16 protein-coding genes are annotated in these 20,498 nt (G+C 58.6%); 8 read left to right on the forward strand and 8 right to left on the reverse strand.

Annotation, left to right across the window (positions count from 1 at the left end; translation table 11 throughout):
* Positions 1 to 33: 33 nt before the first annotated feature.
* The 3 genes from CQ012_RS09115 to CQ012_RS09125 all read right to left on the reverse strand — a co-directional run bounded on the left by CQ012_RS09115 (position 34) and on the right by CQ012_RS09125 (position 4,044).
* The gene (locus tag CQ012_RS09115; protein ID WP_105661976.1) at positions 34 to 963 is read right to left on the reverse strand and encodes an N-acetylglucosamine kinase; all 930 of its coding nucleotides are present in this window, start codon (positions 961 to 963) and stop codon (positions 34 to 36) included.
* A gap of 571 nt (positions 964 to 1,534) precedes the next feature.
* Entirely contained in the window at positions 1,535 to 2,851 is a 1,317-nt protein-coding gene (locus CQ012_RS09120) for an ABC transporter substrate-binding protein (RefSeq protein ID WP_105661977.1), read from the reverse strand.
* A gap of 173 nt (positions 2,852 to 3,024) precedes the next feature.
* Positions 3,025 to 4,044: a LacI family DNA-binding transcriptional regulator gene (locus CQ012_RS09125; RefSeq protein ID WP_105656299.1), complete on the reverse strand. Its 1,020-nt coding sequence runs from the start codon at positions 4,042 to 4,044 to the stop codon at positions 3,025 to 3,027.
* 174 nt (positions 4,045 to 4,218) lie between these two features.
* Between CQ012_RS09125 and CQ012_RS09130 the strand changes: the two genes are divergently transcribed.
* Genes CQ012_RS09130 through CQ012_RS09150 form a run of 5 tightly spaced genes read left to right on the forward strand, consistent with a single transcriptional unit; the run spans position 4,219 to position 10,767 of the window.
* Entirely contained in the window at positions 4,219 to 5,355 is a 1,137-nt protein-coding gene (locus CQ012_RS09130; protein WP_105661978.1) for a Gfo/Idh/MocA family protein, read from the forward strand.
* An 11-nt stretch (positions 5,356 to 5,366) separates the two neighbouring features.
* A complete protein-coding gene (locus CQ012_RS09135) occupies positions 5,367 to 6,605 on the forward strand; it encodes a dihydrodipicolinate synthase family protein (protein WP_402741645.1) in 1,239 nt (412 codons plus the stop codon).
* Positions 6,602 to 7,510: a sugar phosphate isomerase/epimerase family protein gene (locus CQ012_RS09140; RefSeq protein WP_105661980.1), complete on the forward strand. Its 909-nt coding sequence runs from the start codon at positions 6,602 to 6,604 to the stop codon at positions 7,508 to 7,510. Before CQ012_RS09135 ends, CQ012_RS09140 begins: the two co-directional genes overlap by 4 nt.
* Before the next feature lie 30 nt (positions 7,511 to 7,540).
* Positions 7,541 to 9,670, forward strand: a complete 2,130-nt coding sequence (locus CQ012_RS09145) for a DUF6807 family protein (RefSeq protein ID WP_105661981.1) — start codon at positions 7,541 to 7,543, stop codon at positions 9,668 to 9,670.
* A 2-nt stretch (positions 9,671 to 9,672) separates the two neighbouring features.
* On the forward strand, positions 9,673 to 10,767 hold the full coding sequence (locus tag CQ012_RS09150; protein ID WP_105661982.1) for a M24 family metallopeptidase: 1,095 nt from the start codon (positions 9,673 to 9,675) through the stop codon (positions 10,765 to 10,767).
* 75 nt (positions 10,768 to 10,842) lie between these two features.
* On the opposite strand, the gene CQ012_RS09155 is transcribed toward CQ012_RS09150, so the two are convergent.
* From CQ012_RS09155 to CQ012_RS09170, 4 genes are all read right to left on the reverse strand, one after another.
* A complete protein-coding gene (locus CQ012_RS09155) occupies positions 10,843 to 11,751 on the reverse strand; it encodes an NAD-dependent epimerase/dehydratase family protein (protein WP_105656293.1) in 909 nt (302 codons plus the stop codon).
* Positions 11,752 to 11,759: 8 nt separating this feature from the next.
* Positions 11,760 to 13,115 (reverse strand): Gfo/Idh/MocA family protein, encoded by a 1,356-nt coding sequence (locus CQ012_RS09160; RefSeq protein ID WP_105656292.1) that lies wholly within the window; start codon positions 13,113 to 13,115, stop codon positions 11,760 to 11,762.
* Positions 13,116 to 13,211: 96 nt separating this feature from the next.
* Positions 13,212 to 14,192, reverse strand: coding sequence for a carbohydrate ABC transporter permease (locus tag CQ012_RS09165; RefSeq protein ID WP_286134060.1), 981 nt, complete (start codon positions 14,190 to 14,192; stop codon positions 13,212 to 13,214).
* Positions 14,185 to 15,111 (reverse strand): carbohydrate ABC transporter permease, encoded by a 927-nt coding sequence (locus CQ012_RS09170; RefSeq protein WP_105656291.1) that lies wholly within the window; start codon positions 15,109 to 15,111, stop codon positions 14,185 to 14,187. Before CQ012_RS09170 ends, CQ012_RS09165 begins: the two co-directional genes overlap by 8 nt.
* Before the next feature lie 280 nt (positions 15,112 to 15,391).
* Between CQ012_RS09170 and CQ012_RS09175 the strand changes: the two genes are divergently transcribed.
* The 3 genes from CQ012_RS09175 (at position 15,392) to CQ012_RS09185 (ending at position 18,789) form a co-directional block, all read left to right on the forward strand.
* Positions 15,392 to 16,615 carry a mandelate racemase/muconate lactonizing enzyme family protein gene (locus CQ012_RS09175; protein ID WP_105661983.1) on the forward strand — a complete coding sequence of 408 codons (1,224 nt, stop codon included), beginning with the start codon at positions 15,392 to 15,394 and terminating at the stop codon, positions 16,613 to 16,615.
* 260 nt (positions 16,616 to 16,875) lie between these two features.
* Positions 16,876 to 18,009 carry an L-talarate/galactarate dehydratase gene (locus CQ012_RS09180; protein WP_105656289.1) on the forward strand — a complete coding sequence of 378 codons (1,134 nt, stop codon included), beginning with the start codon at positions 16,876 to 16,878 and terminating at the stop codon, positions 18,007 to 18,009.
* 66 nt (positions 18,010 to 18,075) lie between these two features.
* Positions 18,076 to 18,789 carry a FadR/GntR family transcriptional regulator gene (locus CQ012_RS09185; RefSeq protein WP_105661984.1) on the forward strand — a complete coding sequence of 238 codons (714 nt, stop codon included), beginning with the start codon at positions 18,076 to 18,078 and terminating at the stop codon, positions 18,787 to 18,789.
* A gap of 94 nt (positions 18,790 to 18,883) precedes the next feature.
* Here the strand turns inward: CQ012_RS09185 and CQ012_RS09190 are convergent, their stop codons facing one another.
* A complete protein-coding gene (locus tag CQ012_RS09190; protein ID WP_105661985.1) occupies positions 18,884 to 20,242 on the reverse strand; it encodes a GntT/GntP/DsdX family permease in 1,359 nt (452 codons plus the stop codon).
* Positions 20,243 to 20,498 lie beyond the last annotated feature (256 nt).

Raw genomic sequence — 20,498 nt, forward strand, 5'->3', positions numbered from 1 at the left:
ATTTGATGGCCAGTTATCACCGCTGCCCACGTCTTATGGCTGGGCGCCAAAGCGCGATACGAGGCCTTGCAAGGCGTGGTCCGCTGGCAGGAGGGCCAATGCACGGGCTCCGTCCAGCCCATTTCCCGGCGAATCCTGGACTTGCGCGGCAGGGACCAGCAGGTGCAGCTCCCGCACGAAGCTGCTTCTGGCGAATTCGCCGGCGAGCACTCCCCCGATGGCTGCGACCGGAATCGCTCCGGCCTGCTGTTCCAGCCTCGCGCGGCGCAATGCCGTTGCTGCGGAGCTGGCCAGTTCTGCACCGGCGAGCGCGCAGATCCGCGCCGCCATTTCATCGGTCGAGGCCAACTGGGCAACCCTCTGCGCAAAGGAGGCGACGATGGCCACCCTGTCCGGCATCGCTTGCAAGTCAATATACGCTTCGGAGAGATCGGGCCAGCGCTTCGCGAGTTCCCCGGTCAGCGCGGTAGCTGGCCCGCGGCCGTCAAAGCCGCGCATGGCCGCGTTCATTGCCTTCTGGCCAATCCAATAGCCGCTGCCGGCATCACCCATGATGTGGCCCCATCCATCAACTCGGGCCACCGAGCAGGGGCCTACCGCCAAGGTGACGACACCGGTACCGGCTGCAACGACAGCGCCGTGGCGTTCTCCCAGCGCTCCGAGATAGCTGGTCACCGAGTCGTGGGCCAGCGCAATATGGGAAATAGCGCTGGATCCGATGAGGTCGTAGAACTGCCGTGCATCATGTTCGGCTTTCACCAGGCCTGTGGTGCCTACGCTCACGGTGCTGCACTCCCATTCGGCGGCAGCGGCAGCTTGGTTAATGGCGCGTGCCAGTTGGGGCAGGACGGGTTCATGGGTTTGCACACCGGGAAGCGCTAATTCTGCAGTTTCGCCATCCTGCTCGAATCTCAGCTTGATTCCGGTCTGCCCGCCGTCTACTGCCAAAAGTCCAGATGCCATTTTTCCATTCCTCTTGCACTTAGTTTTCAGGATACTTTGTGCTCCCCGCATTGGCCGCAAAGCTGGCGGGGTTCGACCTGCAATCCGCAGGTGCCGCAAACCGATCACCGGCAAGGTCGAGCCAGCAGCTTTGCGGCCCAGAACTGCGGGCACCGCGGTGTGGTTACCTCTGGCAATGGATGGAAGAAAGCAGGAACCCATTGGCAATTCACCTCTGCGGGATTCCAGCTGATTGGCAGCACCCTTCCGATAGGCCATGCTCTGGAAAGTTCAACGGCCGCTGGCGCCTCGCATCCCGGTTGCTGGTGCACTCGCGACTCGTCGCACGCAAATGGCTAGAGAGGCTTGCTTGGGCGCAGATCACGACCGAACAAGGTTATGAGGCATCTGGAAGCCCTGGTTCAAACCGCAGCCCTGTACGGCACGCGCCGTGGCGAATTCAAGGATTGCACCGCGCAGAGAGTTGAAGGAGGAGCAGAATGAACTTTCCCTCGAACGCGCAAAGGCCGTTGCAATCCCCGGGATCCAGGGATTGCAACGACCGCAAGAACGATGGTTGATTCTCGTTCAGCTATTGGGCTACCGCAGTTTCGATTTCCTTGAAGGCATTCTGCGCCGCGTCGCTTACGCTCTGGCGCTCGAAGAACACTTCCATTTCATAACGGTAGAGGACATCCTGAACCGCACTGAACCCCATTGGCGGGATTGGTTCCGTGCTCTGAAGTTCGGGTTTCAAGCTCGTCACGAATTCTGCAGAAGAAGCTTCGATTGAATCCAATTTTGAGACGACTTGTTCCCGCACTTCGGTGTTCGAAGGTAACCCGCGGTCCATCTGGTTCAGCGCGCCAGCTTCTTGCGAATTCACCATGAAGTCAACAAATCTCTTGACCTCTTCCGGGTGTTCGGTGCGAGCATACCCCGACATCATCATTGACGACTTGTGCCAAAGACCATTGTCCTCAGCCTTGCCGGTGTGGCTTGGCAGTCGCAGCGGAACCAAGTCCGAACCAACCGCTGTGGAAAGGCCTCCCAACTGGTTGCTCCACCACATGCCGAAGGCTGCCACTCCCGTGCCTGTCATAGAACGGTCTGGACCTGCATTCTGGTTTTCCGCCAGGACCGAGGCCTTTGGATAAGAACCGTTATCCATCAAGTCCTTGTGGTGCTGGAAGTACTTGGCCAGATCGTCAGGCGAGAATCCGAGTGATCCATCCGAGCTCGTCAGATTCTTCTTGTCTTGACGCAACCAGGTCTGCAACCCGGCCGGTTCGTTCGGGGCTTCGGCTCCATATTTGCCGTCGAGCTTCTGGCTCACCGTCTCGGTGATCGTCCGGTAGTCATCCCACGTCCAGGTCTTGTCATCTGGAACTTCCAGGCCAGCTTCGGCTAAGACTTTTGGATTGGCGGTCAATGTGAAGGAATTGATTCCGGTGGTAATGCCGACAAGGCCGGCATCGGTCGTACCGTTTTGAACGGCAACGTCTTCGAACTTGGAAACATCTACGCCTTCGAGGTCCAGCAATGCGCCGCGGTCCGCGTATTCGCGAAGGTACTTGTCGTCCATCTGGATAATGTCCGGAGCATCGTTGGAGGCAACCTGTGTTGCGAGCTTGTCCCAGTAGCCGCTCCAGTCGGAGTACTCGCCTTGGACATCGATGTCCGGGTTGGCCGCTTCGAAAGCCTCAATAATTTCATTGGTTGCCTGGGCCCGCGAATCCGAGCCCCACCATGAGAAACGAAGCTGGATCTTCCCGTCCTCACCGTCGGCAGCGCTGCTACCGCCACAGCCAGTGAGGGCCAGAGCGGCTACCGCCACAACTGCAACTGATTTGCTTAGCCGCAGACCGAATTTCCGTCCAGTTTTTCTCGTGCATACCTGCTGAGTCATGAAAATCTTCCTTGGGTGGGGTGGTGATGCGAGGCCATCCTGCAAGCAACACCTGGTTTTTCATTGTGGAAAGCGCTTGCCAAACAATCTAGGTGTGATTGCGGTCACTGGTCAAGGGGTTTCGGGAATCAAGTCAGTTAGTTTTCGCATGGCACGATTCCCAATGAACATCACTACTGGCCGTCAGCCAGCTGCGTGGACTCGCGCAGGACCGGCACACCGGAAACCACAATCTTCCGCAGTTCGCCGTGGTTCAGCGCCATCTCACCAGCCCATTTTCCGATTTCTTCCAGAGGAAGTCGAGCAGTGCTGACCGTGGGCGTAATGTCGATAAGGGTCGGGATGTCGTCGAATCCCACCACAGCGATATCTTCGGGAATACGCAAGCGGTTCTCGCGAATCGCCCGAATGGCACCCAGGGCCATGACATCCGAAACGCAGAACACGCACACCCGATGGACACCGCCTGCCGACTTCTGCCGCTTGAGGTAATCGCTCATTGCAACATAGGCCCCCTCGCGCGAGAAGGGGCCGCTGATAACTTCCTCTGCATCCAGGCCACTGCGCTTCAGCTTCTCCAGGAACCCGTTGGAACGGTCCCTTGATGTCAGCAGATTCGCTTCCCCGGCCAATACGACAAACCTGCGGTGGCCGGCACTGATCAACTCGGCCGCCAGGTGCTCGGCAGTTGCCTCGTTGTCGATTTGTATGCCGCCCATATCGGTCATGGGCTGGCCGATAATCATGACTTGGCCACCATTTTCCTGATAATTCTCGATCAGTTTCAGCAACTGCCCGTTCTCGCCCAAACTGCGCGATCCCGACAGGATGATAGCGTCCGTCCGTTGCGACATGAATGCCTGAACGGCTTCGATTTCCCGCTCGGGATCGTACTCCGTGCTGGCCAAAAGCAGCTGGACACCGCTATCACCAAGAGAGCGCTGCACTCCCCGGGCGATGGTAGAGAAGTAGGGGTCGGCTATGTCCCTGACCACCAAGCCGATCAGCTTCGTGGTGGATCTGGCAAGCGCTTGCGCTTGGGCATTGGGGAAGTAACCGAGCTTTTCAGCCGCAGCACGCACTTTATCCGAGATTTCCACAGCCGGCTTGCGTGCTGACCCATTGAGCACTCGCGAAGCGGTCGCCAGGGAAACCCCGGCTTCATTAGCCACATCAGTTAGTCGAACAGCCATCTGAAATCCTTATCATTCTCTGCAACCTGGCACAAGCTTATCTTTCGCGAACGTGATGGTTGACACTCCAATTACACCTCACTATCGTGGAAAGCGCATTCCCATTCTATTCCCTTACGCATTCCCCGTTTCGAGGAGACCCCAGTGACAGAAACAAAAGTTCTACGCATCGCCATGAACGGCATCACCGGCCGCATGGGATACCGCCAGCACTTGCTGCGTTCAATCCTTCCTATCCGAGACCAGGGAGGAATCACTCTCGGGGACGGTTCGAAGCTGACCGTTGAACCGATCCTCGTTGGACGTAACGAAGCGAAGCTGCGCGAACTTGCGCAGAAGCACCAGGTTGAGCACTACAGCACCGATCTTGACTCCCTGATTGATGACCCGAGTGTCGACATCATTTTCGACGCGTCCATGACTTCCTTGCGTTACGAAACGCTGTCGAAAGCCATCGGGGCAGGCAAGCATATCTTCACCGAGAAACCGACCGCTGAAACCCTCGAAGAGGCCGTGGATCTCGCCCGCCAGGCACAGGCCAAGGGAATTACCGCCGGCGTCGTGCACGACAAGCTCTACTTGCCGGGCCTGGTGAAGTTACGCCGTTTGGTCGACGAAGGCTTCTTCGGACGCATTCTCTCAATGCGCGGCGAGTTCGGCTACTGGGTATTCGAGGGAGACATCCAGGAAGCGCAGCGGCCTTCCTGGAACTACCGTCTTGCGGATGGCGGATCGATGACCACCGACATGTACTGCCACTGGAACTACGTCCTTGAAGGAATCATCGGCAAGGTCAAGTCCGTCACCTCGACCACGGCAACCCACATCCCTACCCGCTGGGACGAACAAGGCGAAGCCTACGAAGCCACCGCAGATGATGCGGCCTACGGCATCTTCGAACTCGAAACTCCTTCCGGCGATGCAGTAATTGCGCAGATCAACTCCTCGTGGGCAGTGCGCGTCTACCGCGATGAACTGGTGGAATTCCAGATCGACGGCACCCACGGTTCCGCCGTCGCGGGATTGAACAAGTGCGTTGCCCAGCAACGCGCCCACACTCCGAAGCCTGTTTGGAACCCCGATTTGCCAGTCACTGAGTCGTTCCGCGACCAGTGGATGGAAGTTCCCGCCAATGCCGACCTGGATAACGGATTCAAGCTGCAGTGGGAAGATTTCTTGGCCGACGTCGCAGCGGGACGCGAACACCAGTATGGCCTGCTTTCGGCCGCTCGCGGTGTCCAGCTAGCGGCTTTGGGATTGCAGTCAGCCGCCGAACGACGCACCCTCGATATCCCGGAGATCACGCTATGAGCTACGCATCCTTGCCCGAATTGACACTCATTGACGAAAACGGGCAGAACTTTTCCTATCGGTTGAAAGGCCCCGGAGAATTCCAGCGGCCGTCTGCCCCGCTTTCCTCGCGCAAGGCCTATGCCGCAGCCCATGTCATCCCCCTCATGGGAGCAGACAATACGCCTGGCGCACCGGCAAGCATCGATTGGGATGCGACGCTGGCCTACCGGCACGAGCTATGGTCCTACGGGCTGGGTGTCGCCGATGCGATGGATACGGCGCAGCGAGGCATGGGGCTGGACTACGCGGCTACCTGCGAGTTGATCAGGCGATCGGCGATCGAAGCGGCCGGGGTTCTCCAGAAGAACAGCTACCCGGCCTTGGCCGGGCTCACCGTCAGGGATATTCTCGCCTGCGGTGTCGGCACGGACCAGCTGTCGGCAGACACTGTCCAGCCGGGCCAGCTGGCTGAAGTCACCAACGCTTATTTGGAGATGCTGCGCCTTGTTGAAGATTCAGGTTCGAAGGCGATCTTGATGTGCTCCCGGGCCCTGGTCAAGGCTGCGCGCACCTCGCAGGATTATCTGGACGTGTATGCGACTTTGCTCGATGCTGCCAAGCAGCCAGTGATCCTGCATTGGCTTGGAGACATGTTCGATCCACAGTTGAGCGGCTACTGGGGAACACCGGATTTGGCAGAAGCCACCGGGGTTTTCCAGTCCATTCTGGAGCAGCATGCGTCGAAAATCGACGGCGTCAAAGTCTCTTTGCTCAATGCCGAGCATGAGAAGCAGCTTCGTGCCGCATTGCCAGCTGGAGTGCGCCTCTACACTGGCGACGATTTCAACTATCCCGAGCTGATCCACGGTGACGGGCAACTGCATTCCGATGCGTTGCTGGGAATTTTCGCCGCCATCTATCCCGCTGCGTCAACGGCCCTGCAGGCTTTCGATGCAGGCGACGCAGAACGCGGCCGGAAGATCCTGGACTCCACCAGAGAGCTGGGATTGCATATTTTCAGCGCCCCAACGTTCTACTACAAGACCGGGATTGCCTTCCTTTCGTGGCTCAATGGGCACCAAAGCGGTTTCCAGATGATCGGCGGGCTGCACGCCGGACGTTCCCTGCCGCATTTGGTGCGCACATTCGTTCTCGCTGATGGCGCTGGCCTGTTGCAAAACCCTGATCTGGCTGCTGAGCGAATGGAACAGCTCGTGGCAATTTCTGGAATCAAAACTACAACTTCGTCCCTGACAGGTGTGTCATGACATTCGAACTATCGCTTAATACCGGCACTACCCCGAATCTCAGCCTCCACGAAGCCGCCGAAGCTGCAGCGCAGGCGGGCCTGAGCCATATTGGTCCGTGGCGGCATTTGCTTGCCGAGGCCGGTGGCGCTGGGCCAGCAGCCCAGATCATCGCTGGGGCAGGGCTCAAAGCCAGCACCTTGTGCCGTGGCGGCTTTCTCACTGCACCTTCTGCCGAAGCCCAAGCTGCCGCGCTGGCATCGAACCGGCAGGCCATCGAGGAAGCTGCCGTCATCGGCGCCAATGAATTGATCATGGTCGTGGGCGGCTTGCCGTCGGCCGCGCATATTCTGGGCGGCACCGGAGATCCAGCAGACAAGAACATTGTCGCGGCTCGCGATCGCGTCGCGCGAGGCTTGGAAGAGCTGGTTCCCATCGCCCTGGAACACGGCGTTCGGCTGGTGCTAGAACCGTTGCATCCAATGTATGCCGCCGACCGAGCAGTGCTTTCCACGCTCGGACAGGCCCTGGACTTGGCCAGTCCTTATCCGACCAAGGCCGTAGGCGTTGTTGTTGACACCTTCCATGTGTTCTGGGATCCGCAATTGCAGCAGCAGATCCAGCGGGCAGGCCTTGAGCATCGCCTGGCCAGCTACCAGATCTGTGATTTCAATCTTCCGATTGCCAGCAATGCGCTGCAATCCAGAGGCATGATGGGCGACGGCCATATCGATTTCTCGGCGATTTCCCGATGGGTGTCACAGGCCGGATACCGAGGTCCAGTTGAAGTCGAGATCTTCAATGACGAGATCAACCAGCAGGATTCCGCGCTGACCTTGGCAACCATGTCCCAGCGCTACGAAACTCTCGTATTGCCCCACCTTGAGCAAGCTGCGGGCGTTCAGCCGGCCAGCGCATTAAACTGATCTGAATTCGAATATCTCTGAAGGAACACGATGAATCAGCAAGCCACCGCAGCGGGATCTGCAACGACTAGTGCCCTGGCAGCGCCAACTGCTCCTGCGGTGGTGCTGATTGGTCTGAACGGATTCGGACGCCAGCATTTGGCAAATATCCATCGACTCGCAGCCGAGGAGAAAATCACGTTCCTTGCCGGCATCGATCCGGTCGATCCCGGGAAAGAGATGCGCGGCAAGGACACGCACGTGTTCGCCGACTTTGATGCTTTCCTCAGCTCCGGATTAACCCCGGACATCATCATTATTTCAACGCCGATCAGTACGCATGCCGACCTTGCGATGGAGGCCTTGCGTACAGGTGCAGATCTCTACCTCGAAAAACCGCCGACAGCGACCCTGGATCAGTATTCACGCCTGCTGCAAGCCGCGGCCGATGCTGGCGCCCACGTGCAAGTAGGGTTCCAGGCCCTTGGCTCGACAGCCTTGAAAACCATAGATGGGTTCTTCGCCGATAACGCGAAGAACTCTCCCATCGGGGCCCTTCGTGCGGTGGGTGCCAGTGGAAATTGGCTCCGCACCACGGGCTACTATGCACGTTCGCCTTGGGCAGGACATCGAAAACTCGACGGCGTCGAGATTGCCGACGGTGTAGTGACCAATCCCCTGGCCCACGCGGTCGCCAGCGCCTTGCACATCGCCGGAGCGCGCAAAGCCCAGGACGTCGCCCATCTTGCCACCGAGCTGTATCACGCGCACAGCATCGAAGCAGACGATACCTCCGTGGTGCGCGTGCAAACGAGCACCGGAATCCCCGTCATTGCCGCGCTGACCGTTTGCGCCAGTGAACAGCAGGATCCATGGATCACCATCTATGGCACCGAGGGCACCGCAACGTTGTACTACACCCGTGATGAGCTGCTGGTTCGACCCAACCCGGACTTGGGACTTCCAGAATCTTCTGAAGTTTTCGGACGAGTCAACCTTCTCGAGAACCTCGTCGAGGTGCGCAACGGCAGCGAAACTGAACTCTTGAGCTCTTTGGCGTCGGCCGGTGCTTTCATGCGCGTCCTCGAGCAGATACGGACCTCGGATGCTCCAACTCAGATCGCAGAAGAGCAGGTTATCCCTGCCGGGGATGGAGCAGATTTCCACCCAGTGATACCGAACATCGAACGATTCATCGACCGGGCGGTGGCGGCGCAGTCCAGTTTCTCTTCGCTCGGAGCGCCTTGGGCCTTGCCAGCGAAAACCAGTGGCTCGTTGTCGCTGATCAATCCCGCAACGGGGAAACAGCGCACCCTTGCGGAGTTGAGGACGGGAGAAGATATTTCCCGCACCAATTCACCGCGTCCCTTCTTGGATAACCTGAAGACCTTCAACGGAGTTGTGGTCAGTGAGCAGCAACCGCTTGACCACACCTGGCATCTAGGTGTCGGGGTTGCATTGCAAGATGTGAACGGGACCAATTTCTGGGGTGGGCGCACCTACACCCGCGACGCCTCACGCTACATATGGCGCGCGGACCATGGACATATCCGCACAGCGTCCAATGCGTTCGCCCGCAATGGCAGCGCTTTGGATTCGCAGCTCGAATGGGTCAGCCACGAACAGGAAATCCTGCTCGATGAGTACCGTTCGATTGAGCTCAATGCATTTGAGGACCATGAAAGCGCCATCACCGGCTGGAGCCTGGATTTCAGTTTCAGGCTCTCGGCGCGCGAACGCCAGGTGTCGCTTGGCTCTCCGGGTACCAACGGCCGTCACAACGGCGGCTACGGAGGTTTCTTCTGGCGTCTGCCGCCAATCGCTGATCCACAGATTTTTACCCCATCGGCTTCCGGGGAATCGCAAGTCCACGGTGTGCACAGTCCATGGCTCGCCTTCAGTGCTACGTTCTCCTCGGACTCGGTGGCTTTGGCTGATCTTGCTGAAGGCCACGGGGATGCCACCATCATTTTCTGCAGTGAGCATGATGACCCATGGTTTGTTCGCAGTTCCGGATATCCGGGTGTCGGCAGTTCGCTGGCCTGGTCTACACCGGTTGTGCTGGACCCTCAGGAAGCGATAACCCGCCAAGTTCGAGTACTCGTGGTTGATGGGAGGGTCCCGGTGCAGACCGTGGCCCTGCTAGCCCGAAAATACGGTTCAGGTTCCAAGGAAGGCTGATTGTGCCCACCACCGCCACTCATGAATACGCAAAGAAGCATACCCAACTGGTCGAGCTCATCAGAAGCCGCGATGGGCAGTATCTGCTTCTCTCAACCCCCGCTTCGCTTGCCTGGCTCTTGGGCGGTGCCCGCACGCACGTATCTCTTGCGGCACCACCCATTGCCAGGGTTCTGGTTCATGCCCAGGGGTGCGAGCTTGCAACGTCCGTGAGTGAAGCTGCACGGATCCAGCGAGAAGAGCTCGGCAACGTGGAACAAGTTTCGGTGCATGTCACCGCCTGGTACCAGGATCTCGACAATGTCCGAGAATGGTTTCCAGCGGCGAGCGGACAAAAGATCCTCAGCGAGCGGGAAATCGAGTCCGATTTGCGAGCCCTTCGCTCAGCACTCAATGAAACTGAGATTAATAGGTATCGCGCTCTTTGCCGCGACACGGCTGCGCTCATGACCCAAGTGCTGTCGGCCGCCCGTAGCGATGATTCCGAGTTCGACGTGGCAGCCAAGCTGACAGCTGGAGCCGTCGTCCAAGGAGGCGAAGTGCTCGTTGCCTTGGTCAGCGGCGATTCACGTGCCGCAGCCCGGCACCCCCTGCCCACCGCGGCCCCGCTCGGAGGCAAAGCCATGGCAGTGCTGTGCGTAAGACGTCATGGGCTCATTGCCAACATCACCAGGTGGGTGCGATTCGGTGCGCCGACGCCTCAGGAACTCTCTGGAGAAGACGACATCCTGGCTGTCGAGGCAGATATCCTTGCGGCAATTCGCCCTGGCGGCGTTCTCGGTGAATTATTGCCCGTCATCCAGGAATCCTACCCGGAGCATGGTTTCGATGCCGGGGAATGGTCGTTGCATCATCAAGGCGGCATTGCCGGCTACAACGGACGAGATCCCCGGCTCACCCCAGGAGCAACTGATCTCTTCCAGTTGAACCAGGCTTTTGCGTTCAATCCCAGTGCAGCACGCGATGGTCTTGCGTTCAAAGTTGAGGACACCATGCTGCTGACCGAGTCCGGGGATTTTGAGGTTCTCACCTTCGATCCGCTCTGGCCCTCAAACCTGGTTAACGGTTTGCCACGGCCAGCAGTACTTCAACGCTAAGCGCACCCTAAACAATTATTGGCTGGGAAATCCTTTTGAGGTTTCCCAGCCAATAATTTTATGTACCGATGCCTTTTATACGGTGGCCTTCAATTCCGAGCGCCAGCTGCGTTTCGGTTCCCAGCCAAGGACATCTCGCGCTTTCTGGATACTGAAGGCAGGGCTATCCGTGGTGAGTCCCGCTGCGACGTCCTCGAGCTCCGGATAAATCTCTGGGATCAGCTCTGCGAGCGGACGCGTTGCCATGGCATCCTTTGCACCAACGAAGAACACCGAGCCATTCTCTACGCGGTCAAACCGTTCAAGCAGTACCAGCAGGAAATCTGCCACGTCCCGCGCATCAACGTAATTGAATAGCGCAGGCGCTGACAAGCGAGGATCTTGTAGGCGCTCAGCAACAGTGTGTCCCTGCTGCGTTGGAGCGCCGGCCCACTCTTCCTCTGCGATCACATAGCAGGGCCTGAAGGAAGCGAACTTCACCGAACTTGCCGGTCCCATTTTCGCTGCGAACATGGCGGCAATCTGCTCGGCTACGAATTTGGAAAGCCCATAAGCATGCCATGGCTTGGGAACTTCGTTTTCATCAAGAGGCAGCTTCTCCGGCACCCATCCGCCCGGAGAACCATAGCCCATTATTGATGGGCTGGAGGCCAGCACGACCCTGGTAGCACCGGCCTCCACTGCCGCCGAGGTGACGTTATGGGCAATGGTCGCGTTCGTGTGCAGAAGCACCTCTTCCGGGGCCATGAAAGGAACAGCCATTGCCGCGAGGGACACCACCGCTTGCGGAGCAAGCTGCTCGAATAGCGCATGCGTAGCCTTCGCATCCATCAGATCGATGCAGTGATACTCCACGCCATCGAGAGGTTCTTCCGGAATCTGCCTGTCAAGAGAGATCACTTCATGCCCTGCGTGAGAAAACCCCGCGAGCACGGCACGGCCTAAACGCCCTGCTCCCCCGGTGATGACGACTTTTTCACCCATGGCTCCGTTTACACCTTGACCTTCGGTTGAAACGAAATGTCCACGCCCAGGCCAGCACTCCCGACGTCCACGAGCTGCCTGGTTTCCAGCGATTGATTTCCGCAAATCCCGACAGCAATGGCGCGCACACCGTCGATGAATCCGGCTTGCCGCGCATATCCATCCTCGTTGGCTCCGCGGAAGAGCTCTTCGAGCAGGAGCTTGTCGCCGCCACCATGCGATCCATTCGAGTTTTCGATCTGAATCTCCACTGCTTCTTCCCAATGCCGCTGCAAAAGCAATCTCTCGCCTTTCGACCTGGCATTGCCGCTCTGGCCATCATTGCTATATGAAGGATCCACCGGATGCCCGCCGGCCGCGGGCAGTACTGCTGCCCGTTCGACAACGTCCAGTTCCAGGCGTCCTTCCGTCCCGTTCACCGCAACCCGGTATCCTTCCCATGGGCTGTGCGCGTTCAGGGAATATGAAAGCACCGGTCCGTTTTGATACTCAGCAGTCAGGCTCAAATTGTCTTCGATGGTGATCTCGCCATTGAAGACTCCCTGGTCTCGGCGGTACCCATCAAAGTGTTCGTTCTCTAGATAGAGCTTTTCCAACCGCTCATCGCTGCGAAGATCCAAATCAAACGGATCCTTATCGCTTAGCCCGTGGGTACCGCGTTCGTTGGCTTGGCGGCCCCTGAACTCTGCGTTGTCGGGCCCGTAGAACTTCAGCCCTCCTGTTGCAAAGACCTTCTGCGGTGAATCGTCGAGCCACCAATTGACCAGATCGAAATGATGGCTGGACTTATGGATTAGCAAGCCGCCAGAGTTTTCCTTGAGTCGATGCCATCGGCGAAAGTAGTCTGCTCCGTGAACGGTATCCAGCATCCAGTTGAAGTCCACGGATGTGACTTGGCCGATTTTCCCATCGTCGATGGCCTTCTTCAGGGCTGTATTCCGAGGAGAATAACGGTAGTTAAACGTGACCACGATTTCATGGCCGCTTTCTTCCACCGCCCGAGCTATACGAGCGGTGCTCGGCGCATCAATTGTTAGTGGTTTCTCAACTATCACATCGGCGCCGGCATACAGAGCGGTGCAGATCAGCTCAGCATGCGTGTAGTCCGGGCTCGTGATGATTACCCGGTCAATGTGGCGTTCTCGAATGACTTTGGCCAAGTCTTGCGGGTCAAAGGACCCAACCTTCTCGCCGAAGGTCTGTTCAACTACGTCTTGGTAGTACTCGATTCGCCCCTGGTTGGTATCTGCCAATGCGACAAGTTCAGCGACGTCGCTATGTTCACCGAAGATAGCAGTCAGGTACATTTCGCATCGGTTCCCTGTGCCGATCAGTACGTAGCTGGTGCGTGATGAGCTTCCCATGCGGTTTCTCCTACGATAAGTTTCTGGCGCTTGTGTCTGGTATCGGTCGAGGCCACTGGCCTAGCGCTGTTGTCCTAGGCCAGTGGCATATTCCTGCTATTTGATACCAGTAGTTGCGATGCCCTTGACCAGGTATTTCTGCCCGAAGAGGAAGGCAAGGAATACAGGGACCAACGTGACGATCGACATTGCGAACAGTGCGCCCCAGTTGGATTCTCCGGTGGAGTCTATGAATGCGTTGAGCGCAACTTGCACGGTGTAATTACTCGGGTTGGTGAGGTAGATCAGTGAGGTAAAGAAGTCGCTCCAGGTCCAGATGAACGTGAAGATTGCCGTAGTTGCCAAGGCTGGAACCATAAGCGGCAGGATGATCTGCAGGAAGATCCGTGGATGGCCGGCGCCATCGATTCGGGCTGCTTCATCCATATCCTTAGGGATTCCTCGGATGAATTGGATCATCAGGAAGATGAAGAACCCGTCCGTGGCAAGCAGTTTCGGAACGATGATTGGCCAGAAGGTATTGACCCAGCCGATCTGAGAAAACATGATGTACTGCGGAACGATAATCACGTGGATCGGCAGCATGATGGTCATCAGCATCAGCGCGAACATAATCTTCTTGAACTTGAAGTCAAGCCTGGCAAATGCGTATGCCGCCATGGAGCAGGACACCAAGTTGCCAAGGATGCATCCCAAAACCAAAATCGCAGAGTTCATCAAGTACTTGCTGAAAGGTTCAGACAGCGCGTTCCAACCGCTGGGGTAGTTATTCCAGTCCACCTGGGAAATAACCAAACCGGCCTCGCGGAAGATCAGGTCGTTCGGGCGGAAGGAGCTAGCTACCATCCACAGCAATGGATAGATCATGACTCCGGCACCCAGGATCAGCAGCGCATGCTTTAGCAATGAGCGCATTGAAACCTTGAACTTCGGGCTCTTACCCTTTACGGTCTTGCCTCGTTCATCAGTACCGCCAACCGGCGGCTTTTTTCCGAGAAGTTCTTCCTCATCAAGCACGAGTTCTTGCGGTGACCCACCGCGTACTTGCGAATCTGGAAGTGAAGTTTGATTAGTCATCGTAAAACACCCAATACTTAGAAACGAAGAAGTTCACAGCGGTAAATGCACCAACTATGAGCACCAGGAGCCATGCCATGGCTGAGGCATAACCCATATCGAACTGTTTGAATCCTTGCTGGTACAGGTAGAGCGTGAAGAACATGGTGGAATCGGCAGGACCGCCCGATCCATTGGACACGATGAAAGCTTGAGTGAAGTTCTGGAAGGCCCCAATGATCTGCAGGACCAGGTTGAAGAAAATAATGGGGCTAATCATCGGCAACGTGATACTCAGGAACTGCCGCCATTTGCTCGCCCCATCAATGGAGGCTGCTTCGTAATACATCATGGGAACTTGACGCAGACCTGCAAGGAAGATCACCATCGGTGAGCCGAAGGTCCACACGTTGAGCAAGATCAGGCTTCCAAGTGACGTGTTTGGATCGGAGATCCATCCAATGCCTTGGATACCGACCAATTCCAAGAGCTGATTCACCAGGCCGGTGGTACCGAAAATCTGCTTCCACAGCACTGCGATTGCAACTGAGGAACCCAGCATGGAAGGCAGGTAGAAAATTGAGCGGTAAAAAGAGAGCCCGCGCATTCCCCGGTCAAGCAAGATTGCTACGGCGAGGGCCACTGCCAGCTGCAACGGAACACCGATCAAAACATAGGTGAACGTGACCCGCAATGAATTATGCAGCCGCTGGTCGTCGAGCATCCGTTCAATGTTCTCAAACCCTGAAAAGGACGGAGCCTGCAAAAGGTTGTAGTCCGTAAACGCAAGATACAGCGACATGGCCATGGGCCCCAGGGTGATAAGGAATAACCCGATCGTCCACGGAATGAGGAAGATATGCGCTGCCTTGTTGTCCTTGGGAGGGACTTTGCGGCCATTGTTCTTGCTGAGGTTCTGCAGTTCGGCAATGGCGCTCATTGACCACTACCTCCTTTCGACGAAACGCGAAGGCAGCCCTTACGAATCGGGACCGACATGAGTGACTCCTTGCTAGAAGCGCTTGGTGAAGATGATTCGAAATCGACTTCAGGAATGCGCTTTCCAATCTCTATTCCTCAACGCTAAACTAAACACCAACGTGAGGTCAACCACACTGGCGAGATAGGTTTGAGGAATCGCCTCGGAGCCACCGCTGGACGCCATCACACGGTGCGAACAGTCGCTGGATGCGTCCATATGAAAATAGGAGATCAGTAAAATGTCGCAGGCCAAAGACGGTTTAAGTGACACTATCGTGTCAATAGAGCTCTATCGGATATCACTGCCTTTTGATGCCGCGCGGCGAAGCCAGGAAGATTCCAATGCGGAATCAATCGATGCTTTCAATGCATCATCACGCACGTTGACCCAGATGGAATCATTAATGGTGAAGGTGCAAACCGCGGATGGGTTCACCGGCTGGGGCGAAGCCTTCGGCCACAAATCCAATCCCGCGACATGGGCTGCCCTTGAACAGATCGTGGCCCCCTTTTTCTTGGGGCGTTCATCGGCCCTCGACGGGAGCATTGCCTCGGCCGAATATGCATTCCACGCTTTCGGGCGCACCGGACCCATTCACTTCGCACTATCCGCAGTGGACATCGCTCTTTGGGATATAGCGGCACGTCGTGCAGGACAGACGCTGCGGGAATTCATCAATATCGATGCCCGCCATGAAATCAATGCCTACGCGTCTTTGGTCCACTATGCCGAGGATCCGCAGGAGGTTGCTTTTCATCTTTCCAGGGCTTTGGAACACGGATTCAAGGCGTTCAAAATCCATGAGTCCTCGATTCCAGCCATCAAGGCCGCACGGCAGGCCGTGGGCTCCCACCCGCTGATGGTCGATGTCAATTGCAAGTGGCATCATCCAGCCGAAGCCGGGTCGTCGATTGCTGCCATGGCGGCCCTGGAGCTGCTGTGGATCGAAGAACCGATCTTCCCGCCAGATGATTCGCAATCACTAGCCGCCCTCAATGCTCGTTTCGGCAACGTCTCCGGTGGAGAAAACCATTCAGGGGTCCAGGGGCTGACCTCGGATATGGAACTCGGCGCCCTGCAGTTTGCCCAGCCTAGCGTCGGAAAGATTGGCGGACTCAGCGCCATGCTCAAAATTCGCGAGGCGGGTCAACGGCTTAATGTCCATGTGGTGCCACACTGCTTCTACTACGGTCCGGCCCTCCTGGCCACCGCGCAGCTGATCGCCGCAGACCAGGAAGTCCAGCTTGCCAACGGGTCACTCCGTCCGGAATTGGAAATCCCCTTCCTCGGTTGGGAAACCCAGCTCCACCCTTGGCATGCGCCGCATCAGGGGAAGCTCACTAACGAGGGTACGATCCGCCTGCCAACGGAAGCCGGGCTCGGTTTCACTCCGGATCCAGTCGTTCTTGAAAACCATGCCCTCAAGCATCTGGTCTTGACCACTGCGCCTTGCGAAGGGTAAATGATCCGGCAAGGCAATAGCCGCTTCAAGCATTGCGGACAGCCCGCGATTGCCTGGAGCCCCGCCGTCCAGACGGGAACCTGCCGTGGTTTCAAGCACCCGAGCGGCAGCTCCGGGCGCATTCGACCACAGAGAAGATAGGGGCAGCAGGCCACCGAAGAAAACACTCGAAAAATCACTTGTGTAATAAGTTTCTTACTTATAGGATAAGTAATTAAATGAGCTTACCCCCACAGTGATCCCAACAGGAGATTCCCGCCATGACCTATACCCCCGACGCCATCCGCCACGTCAAGCTTTCAACGGCCCGGTTGCCGCTGGCCACACCGATCTCCGATGCGAAAGTTTTCACCGGTCGCCAGAAGCCAATGACCGAGGTGGTCTTCCTCTTCGCGGAGATCACCACGGAACAGGGCCATGAGGGTTTCGGGTTCTCCTACTCCAAGCGGGCTGGCGGTCCTGCACAGTACGCCCATGCCAAGGAAGTCGCACAAGCGATGATTGGTGAAGATCCAAGTGACATCGCCAAGTTGTACACCAAGCTCCTCTGGGCCGGCGCTTCGGTGGGCCGCTCTGGTGTGGCTACCCAGGCGTTGGCCGCACTGGATATCGCGCTCTACGACATGAAAGCCAAGCGCGCGGGGCTTCCGCTAGCCAAGTTCCTCGGCTCCCACCGCGATTCGGTGCGCACCTACAATACTTCCGGCGGCTTCTTGAACGCCAGCATCGAGGAGGTCAAGGATCGGGCTACCCAGTCCATCGAGGAAGGGATCGGCGGCATCAAGATCAAGGTCGGCCTGCCGGACAGCGCCGAAGACCTGCGCCGAGTTGCCGCAGTGCGCGAGCATATTGGCCCGGATTTCCCGCTCATGGTCGACGCCAACCAGCAATGGGACCGCGCTACCGCATTGCGCATGGGGCGCAGGCTCGAGGAGTTCAACCTCGTCTGGATCGAAGAACCGCTGGATGCCTACGATGCTGAAGGCCATGCGGCCCTGACCGCTGCCCTGGATACGCCAATAGCCACAGGAGAGATGCTTGCTTCGGTTTCCGAGCACGAACGCCTGATTGCCGCACGCGCCTGCGACATCATCCAGCCTGACGCTCCCCGGGTTGGTGGCATCACCCAGTTCCAGAGACTGGCTACTTTCGCTGACCAGGCTGGTCTGGATCTGGCACCGCACTTCGCAATGGAAATCCACTTGCATCTGGCAGCAGCGTACCCACGCGAGCCTTGGGTGGAGCACTTCGACTGGCTCGACCCGCTGTTCAATGAGCACCTGGAAACCAAGGACGGCCGGATGATCGTTCCGAACAGGCCGGGGCTCGGCTTCACCCTGAGCGACCAGGCCCGCGCGTGGACCACCGAAACCGCGCAATTCGGCACCGCCTGAGTCCCCATGACTGGACCTTCGCGCCGGAACCGCCTGCCAGGCGGTTCCGGCGCTTATCCTTTAAGCATGCACAACGCCAAACCCAATCTGGCATCGGCCTTGGTCGGGCACCTGCGCGCGCAGATCAGCGGCGGGGCCATTCCTCCGGGACAGAAGCTGCCCAGCGAGAACGAGCTGATCGCCGAGCACGGGGTATCGCGCACCGTGGTCCGCGAGGCCATTACCCGGCTGCAGGCCGAAGGGCTGGTCTACACGCGGCGCGGCGCGGGCAGCTTCGCTTTGACTCCTCCACCGCCCGCCGAGCCTGCCGCTCAAGCACTGGTTCCGCGTACCGTCGAGGAACGCCGCCAGTTGATCGAGTACCGGGTGGGTTTCGAAACCGAGGCCGCCGCCGTCGCGGCCCACTCCCGCACCGCGCAGGATTTGTCCGCAATGGACCAGGCCCTGCGGGGCTTCGAGGCCGCAGCGGGCAATGCGGCGGTGAGCATGAGCTGCGATTTCGAGTTCCACCTGGCCGTGGCCAGGGCTACCGGCAATCCCTACTTCGGCCAGGCTGTGGAGAATTTCGGTCCCTCCATGATCGCGATGCCGCGCGGCCGGCTGGATTCGGCCGACACGATCACCGCCGACCGGCTGGGTTCGGTGGCCGCAGAGCACCGCGCCGTGCGTGATGCCATTGCCTCCGGCGACCCGCACATGGCGGCCGCGGCCATGCGCATGCATCTGGGCAACTCCATGCTGCGGCTGCAATCCGAAGCGGGGCTCGGCCCCGCGCTTTAGGGCCGGGACGCGGAAAAGACCTCCGGCTGGCCGTGGCAGCTGCCATCAGCTCCATGTCGCCGAGAGGTCTTTCCTTCAAAGTTCCGTACCGGGCCTAGGCGATCACCAGGTCCAGTGCGAAGACCCCGAGCAACCCGAGTACCGCCAACGTCGTGGTGTAGGTGGTGCGCACCGCGAGCGCCTGCCCGACATTGAGGTTGAAATACTCCTTGAACATCCAGAAGCCCGGGTCGTTCACGTGGCTGAAGGCGATCGAGCCGCAGGCGGTGGCTAGCACCATCAGCTCAGGCGACGCTCCGGTGGCCGCGACCAGCGGTGCGGCGATGCCGGCGGCGGTCGATACCGCCACCGTAGCTGATCCCAGCGCGATGCGCAGGATCACCGCAATGATCCAGGCCAGGAACAGCGGGCTGAGATTCCACCCCGCAGTGGTGTCCGCAATGTAGTCGGCAATGCCGGCGGAAACCAGCACCTGCTTGAAGGCGCCGCCGGCGCCGATGACCAGCAGGATCATGGCCATGGCCCGCGCGGCCTCGCTCATCGACTTGGCGACCTGCGCCATGGAACGGTTGTTCAGCGGGCCGAAGGCGGCAATCGCCACCAGCAGGGCGATCAGCAACGCAATTTCCGCCGAGCCCAGCAGCGCGAGCACATCGTCGGCCTCCTCGCTCAGCGTCACGGTCATGCGCAGGATTTCCGAACCGGCAATCAGCACGATGGGCAGCAGCGCCACCAGGAAGGACAAGGCGCCCGAGGGCAGCTCGTCGTCGGCGAAGTCCTTTTCCGCGAGCAGCCCCGAGGGCATCTGCGGGTTCATCTGCCGCACGAAGGACAGCCGCGGCCAGGCCATCGCAATGGCCACACCGGCCGGAATGGCGATGAGCAGGCCGTAGGCCAGCGTCAATCCGACCGATGCGTTGTACAGCCCGGCCACTGCGGTCGGACCCGGGTGCGGGGGCAGGAAGGAATGCATGGTGGACAGCGAGATGGACATGGGCAGGCCCACCCACAGCAGGTTGACCTTGGTGGCGCGCACCAGGGTGAAGGCGACCGGCACCAGGATCACGAACGCGACCTCGTAGAACATGGTCACGCCGATCAGCATCGCGGAAATGATCATGGCCCACTGCACGCCACGCTCGCCGAAGACCGAGAGGATCTTGCGGGCAATGCGCTGCGCCGCCCCGGCGTCGCCCATGACGCGGCCAATCATGGCACCCAGGCCGATGACGACGGCGGTGCTTCCCAGCTGCCCGCCCAGGCCCTCGGTGATGATCTCCGGAATGTCAGCGACGCCCGCGGGCTCGCCGTCCACGCTCAGCGATCCGGTGGCGACGGCCCAGAAGGCCACGAGGGTGGCGACGAGGATCAGGGCGATGAATCCGTTGAGCTTGAACCTCATCATGAGGATCAGCAGCACGACTACCGCCAGCGCTACGACAAGCAGGGGCATAAAGGGGCTCCGATCTGGGGAATACTTTGGAAAGGGTGGAATCTCGGCATCGCGGGTGGCGGCGGGGGCTTGGGTTTACGTGAGCTGCCGCATATCGCCATGTGCCTGTAGTCACGTTAGTAAGCCGGGATCGCTCCCGTCCAAGACTCGATCCGCATGTTTTGATACCCAGCAGGCATCGCGTTGCGTGCCCGGGTGGCGGCCATCCCCGCGATCCCGCGACATTCCGGCACTCCGCGCCCGGTAGCGCATTCGG

It is taken from the genome of Arthrobacter sp. MYb214 (genome assembly GCF_002979865.1).
Lineage (GTDB): Bacteria > Actinomycetota > Actinomycetes > Actinomycetales > Micrococcaceae > Glutamicibacter.

Excerpts from the sequence above, each read along its gene's own strand:
- CQ012_RS09115 (WP_105661976.1), bottom strand. The coding sequence starts at position 963 with ATGGCATCTGGACTTTTGGCAGTAGACGGCGGGCAGACCGGAATCAAG.
- CQ012_RS09190 (WP_105661985.1), bottom strand. The coding sequence starts at position 20,242 with ATGCCCCTGCTTGTCGTAGCGCTGGCGGTAGTCGTGCTGCTGATCCTC.
- CQ012_RS09185 (WP_105661984.1), top strand. The coding sequence starts at position 18,076 with ATGCACAACGCCAAACCCAATCTGGCATCGGCCTTGGTCGGGCACCTG.
- CQ012_RS09175 (WP_105661983.1), top strand. The coding sequence starts at position 15,392 with ATGTCGCAGGCCAAAGACGGTTTAAGTGACACTATCGTGTCAATAGAG.
- CQ012_RS09155 (WP_105656293.1), bottom strand. The coding sequence starts at position 11,751 with ATGGGTGAAAAAGTCGTCATCACCGGGGGAGCAGGGCGTTTAGGCCGT.
- CQ012_RS09125 (WP_105656299.1), bottom strand. The coding sequence starts at position 4,044 with ATGGCTGTTCGACTAACTGATGTGGCTAATGAAGCCGGGGTTTCCCTG.
- CQ012_RS09120 (WP_105661977.1), bottom strand. The coding sequence starts at position 2,851 with ATGACTCAGCAGGTATGCACGAGAAAAACTGGACGGAAATTCGGTCTG.
- CQ012_RS09130 (WP_105661978.1), top strand. The coding sequence starts at position 4,219 with ATGAACGGCATCACCGGCCGCATGGGATACCGCCAGCACTTGCTGCGT.
- CQ012_RS09160 (WP_105656292.1), bottom strand. The coding sequence starts at position 13,115 with ATGGGAAGCTCATCACGCACCAGCTACGTACTGATCGGCACAGGGAAC.
- CQ012_RS09140 (WP_105661980.1), top strand. The coding sequence starts at position 6,602 with ATGACATTCGAACTATCGCTTAATACCGGCACTACCCCGAATCTCAGC.
- CQ012_RS09165 (WP_286134060.1), bottom strand. The coding sequence starts at position 14,192 with ATGACTAATCAAACTTCACTTCCAGATTCGCAAGTACGCGGTGGGTCA.
- CQ012_RS09180 (WP_105656289.1), top strand. The coding sequence starts at position 16,876 with ATGACCTATACCCCCGACGCCATCCGCCACGTCAAGCTTTCAACGGCC.
- CQ012_RS09145 (WP_105661981.1), top strand. The coding sequence starts at position 7,541 with ATGAATCAGCAAGCCACCGCAGCGGGATCTGCAACGACTAGTGCCCTG.
- CQ012_RS09170 (WP_105656291.1), bottom strand. The coding sequence starts at position 15,111 with ATGAGCGCCATTGCCGAACTGCAGAACCTCAGCAAGAACAATGGCCGC.